The following is a 3,925-nucleotide window of genomic DNA, read 5'->3' as shown; positions in this document are numbered from 1 at the left end:
GGTATTATCGTCGCCTCTTCAATGCTGGTCCTGTTTCTGTTTCTTGGTCTCAAGCCGTCATTGCTGACCGTCATTCTGGGCCACACGTTTCGCGCTGCCGTTCTCTCGTCTCGATCTTGAAATCAGCCTTTGATGACTTCGACGCATCACTGGAGGAAGCATCTTACGATCTGGGCGTCGGTGTGTTCGAAACCTTCCGCCGCGTGACGCTGCCGGTCGTCGCCCCCGGTATCGTAGCCAGTGTTTTGGTCACATTCACCGTCAGTTGATGAGTTCGTCCTTGCCTTTTCCTGTCCGGCAACCAGCCAACCCTGCCGGTTTACATCTGGAGCCAGATCCGTTTCCGCCAAGCTTCCAAATGTGTTGGCGCTGGGGTCGATCCTGCTGCTGACTTCGGTTCTGCTTCTGGTTCTGGCCGAATACTTCCGCCGCCGTTCATCCGCATCAGAGGTCCGATGACACACAGAAACATCATAGAGCTCAGGGACGTCGAAAAGCGCTACGGAACATTTGTGGCCGCGAGCGGAATAAACCTTGACCTCAGAGGGGCGAGTTCTTTTCGCTCCTCGGTCCTTCAGGGTGTGGTAAGACCACGGTTTTACGCATGATCGCGGGCTTTCAGGAACCCACCAGGGGAAGGTGCTGATTGACGGTCAGGATATGGAAGGAGTGCCGGCCAACAACCGTCCAACGAACATGGTCTTCCAAAGCTACGCAATCTTCCCACACCTCAATGTCGGGAACAACGTAGCCTACGGGTTGCGGGCAAAGCGCTCAAGGCCGAGATCGACCAGCGCGTCGCCGAAGCTTTGGAAATGGTCGAACTGGGTGGTCTTCAGGGTCGCGGCGCAAGCGAGTTGTCGGGCGGGCAGCGTCAAAGGGTGGCGCTTGCGCGCGCTGATCATGCGGCCAAAGGTGTTGCTTTGGATGAACCCTTGTCAGCGCTTGACAAGAAGCTGCGCGAACAGATGCAGTTTGAAATGCGCAATCTGCAACAGTCGCTTGGCATTACCTTTGTGATGGTCACGCATGACCAGTACGAGGCGATGACCATGTCCGACCGTATCGGCGTGATGTTCAACGGACAACTCAAACAGGTTGACACGCCAACGACGCTTTATGCCCGTCCCTGTGATCAGCAAGTGGCCAGCTTCATCGGTGAGATGAACATATTGCCGGCCCGGTTACTGAGCGAAAGCGGTGACACGTTGTCAATCGATGCGGCTGCCTTCGGGCGGATGGAAATCGAGAGAAATCCCAATGTGGCGACCAGCGCCAGAAACATGAACATCGGTATTCGACCGGAACAGTTGGAGATTGCTGCGGACCGGCCTGAAGACTACCCATCAACGGTTCAGGGCACCGTCAGCAACGTCGCCTTCTACGGTGAGAATATTCACTACCACATTCAGGTGGCTGGGGCCGAAAACCAATCTCGGTCTCGGTTCCGAACTATTTCCACACGGTCGACTTTAAACGCGGCGATGTCGTTTGGCTGGGGCTTCAGGCGGCTAGCGTGATCGATCTTGGTACGATCTCGGAATAAAACAGAGGAGGATAGAATGAAACTTCAGGGAATTGCGGCCTTCGCGTGTGCGACGGCAATAACGACAGGCAGTGCCAGTGCAGGTGGCGCTGATCTGACGGTTTTGACTGGTCGGGATATGAAGATCCCGGATCTTTGCCAGCTACATGGAAAAATACGGGGATGAAGCGCCAAGCTATTCCTATTTCGGAAGCCAGGAAGAAGCCTTTACCAAGCTGAGTTCCGGTTTTACCGCTGATCTGGCATCCTTGTTCTGACGCGGTCGAAAATGGGTCGCAGCTGATCTGATTCAGCCTTTGGATGAAAGCAAGCTGACCAATTGGGCGGATGTGCTGCCCGAGATCAAAGAGGTCGACGCCATCGTTCTGGACGGCCAGCTTTACATGCTGCCGTTCGAATGGGGGAACACAGGTCTTATCTATCGCACCGACAAGATATCAGGGGATGACATCTCACTGCAATTGATGGCGGACCCGGCCTATGCAGGCAAAATCGCCATCCCGGATGCTGCATCGTCTGCTTATGCCCCGGCCGCGCTGGCCACCGGAAACGCGGATGACTACACCAACCTGAGCGATGAGCAATTCAAGGAAGCATCGGATTTCCTGCGCTCGATCCACCCGAATATGCGTTTTATTGGTCCGATGCGGGTCAGTTTGACCAGGCCATGACCAGTGGCGAGATCGAAATGGGGTGGGCCGGAACCAGTCCGAACTGAACCTGATCTGGAACGAAGTGCCCGCGGCCATGATGCGCAACGTGGACAAGGGCATCGCGACCTGGGCGTGTGGCTATGTGCATCTGAAATCGTCCACGACACCGGTCGATCAGGTCTATGACCTTGAACGCGCTTACGGACCCTGCCAGTGGTCAGTACATCATCGACAACTGGGGCTACCGCATTCCAACGCAAAGCGTTCGAAATCGCCGATCAGGGCAGTATAGAAGCCTATGGTTTTTCCGATCCCAAAAGCTTCTTCGAAGGCAGTTTGTTCTTTGATGCTGTGAACCCCGAGCTTGAGGCGAAGATGCTGGCCGAATTCGAGCGGATCAAAGCCGGCTTCTAACATAACCCACTATCCGGAGCCTTTAGGCTCCGGAACTCAACTACAGGAAAACGCGTGATTATGTCGAACGCGAACCCATATGCTCTGCTTTTCGAACCGGTCCAGATCGGGCCCGTCACAGCCAGAAACCGCTTTTTATCAGGTGCCGCATTGCACCGGGATGGGGCATCTCAGGCCGCGGCGGACGCTGCCGTTCGGGGAATGAAAGCAGAAGGTGGCTGGGCCGTGGTGTCCAATCAGGAGACCGAGATTCACCCGACCTCGGACTTGTCCCCGTTCCCCGAAGGGCGATTGTGGGACGCGCGATGTGCCTGCGCTGCGGCTGATGACAGATGCAGTGCATTCACATGGCGCGTTGGCGGCCATACAACTGGTTCATAACGGCAACCACGCGCAAAACCTGCTGACCCGCGCTCCGGTTCTTGCACCGTCCGAGATGTCTGTGGATACGACGCAACCAAAGCACGCGCAGGCCATGGACAAGGCCGATATCCGGGAACTCCGCCGCTGGCACCGCGACGCGGCCCGCGCGAAAGAGGCCGGCTTTGACATCGTTTATGTCTATGCCGGGCACAACATGACATTGGCGCAACATTTCATGCTAGCCCATATGAACCAGCGCAGCGATGAATATGGGGGTCGCTTGAAAACCGTGTGCGGCTGACCCGTGAGTTGCTGGAAGACACCCACGATGCCATAGGCGACAGCTGTGCCGTTGCGTTCCGCTTTGCCATTGACGAGATGATGGGCGCCGACGGTATGCAGGCAGCAGAAGAAGGCCGCGCGGTTGTTGAGCTATTGGCCGATCTTCCCGACCTGTGGGACGTGAATGTCGCGGATTGGTCCAATGACAGCGCAACGACCCGTTTCCAGCCCGAAGATGGCTATCAGAACGCGTTTCTGTCCCACGTCAAACAGATCACCCGAAAACCTGTTGTTGGCGTGGGCCGACTGACGTCCCCGGACATGATGCTGTCGATGGTCAAAAGGGAATTGTCGACCTCATCGGTGCCGCGCGGCCATCCATTGCGGACCCTTTCATTCCAAAAAGATCGAGGAAGGCAGGATCGACGAAATCCGCGAATGCATCGGCTGCAATATCTGCGTGTCGTCGGACAATCTGGGTATTCCGATCCGTTGCACGCAAAACCCAACGATGGGCGAGGAATGGCGCCGTGCTGGCACCCGAGATCATCGCGCCGAAAAAAGCGAGGCCGAAGTGCTGGTCATCGGCGGCGGACCTGCGGGGCTGGAATGCACGATGCAATTGGCACGGCGCGGGTATCAGGTGACTCTGGCCGAGGCCTCGGCC

General features: G+C 56.6%; 4 protein-coding genes and 4 pseudogenes. All 8 read left to right on the top strand.

The genetic code is table 11. The annotated features are described in order from the left end of the window. Positions 1-269 (top strand): annotated as a pseudogene (locus ACR3EN_RS21090) (hypothetical protein); the annotation flags it as partial. Positions 270-586: 317 nt separating this feature from the next. After that, a pseudogene (locus ACR3EN_RS21085) lies at positions 587-646 on the top strand (hypothetical protein); the annotation flags it as partial. 139 nt (positions 647-785) lie between these two features. Continuing rightward, a pseudogene (locus ACR3EN_RS21080) lies at positions 786-878 on the top strand (putative 2-aminoethylphosphonate ABC transporter ATP-binding protein); the annotation flags it as partial. A gap of 102 nt (positions 879-980) precedes the next feature. Continuing rightward, a complete protein-coding gene (locus ACR3EN_RS21075) occupies positions 981-1,520 on the top strand; it encodes a TOBE domain-containing protein (RefSeq protein WP_480918541.1) in 540 nt (179 codons plus the stop codon). Positions 1,521-1,842: 322 nt separating this feature from the next. Continuing rightward, a complete protein-coding gene (locus ACR3EN_RS21070; protein ID WP_480918540.1) occupies positions 1,843-2,217 on the top strand; it encodes an extracellular solute-binding protein in 375 nt (124 codons plus the stop codon). Positions 2,218-2,412: 195 nt separating this feature from the next. After that, the gene (locus ACR3EN_RS21065; protein ID WP_480918539.1) at positions 2,413-2,613 is read left to right on the top strand and encodes a hypothetical protein; all 201 of its coding nucleotides are present in this window, start codon (positions 2,413-2,415) and stop codon (positions 2,611-2,613) included. 325 nt (positions 2,614-2,938) lie between these two features. Next, a pseudogene (locus tag ACR3EN_RS21060) lies at positions 2,939-3,543 on the top strand (oxidoreductase); the annotation flags it as partial. A gap of 226 nt (positions 3,544-3,769) precedes the next feature. Next, on the top strand, positions 3,770-3,925 hold a 156-nt coding region (locus ACR3EN_RS21055; RefSeq protein ID WP_480918542.1), incomplete at its 3' end, for an FAD-dependent oxidoreductase.

This window comes from Ruegeria sp. G7 (assembly GCF_056535465.1).
This window is presented reverse-complemented; position numbering and strand designations above follow the sequence as displayed.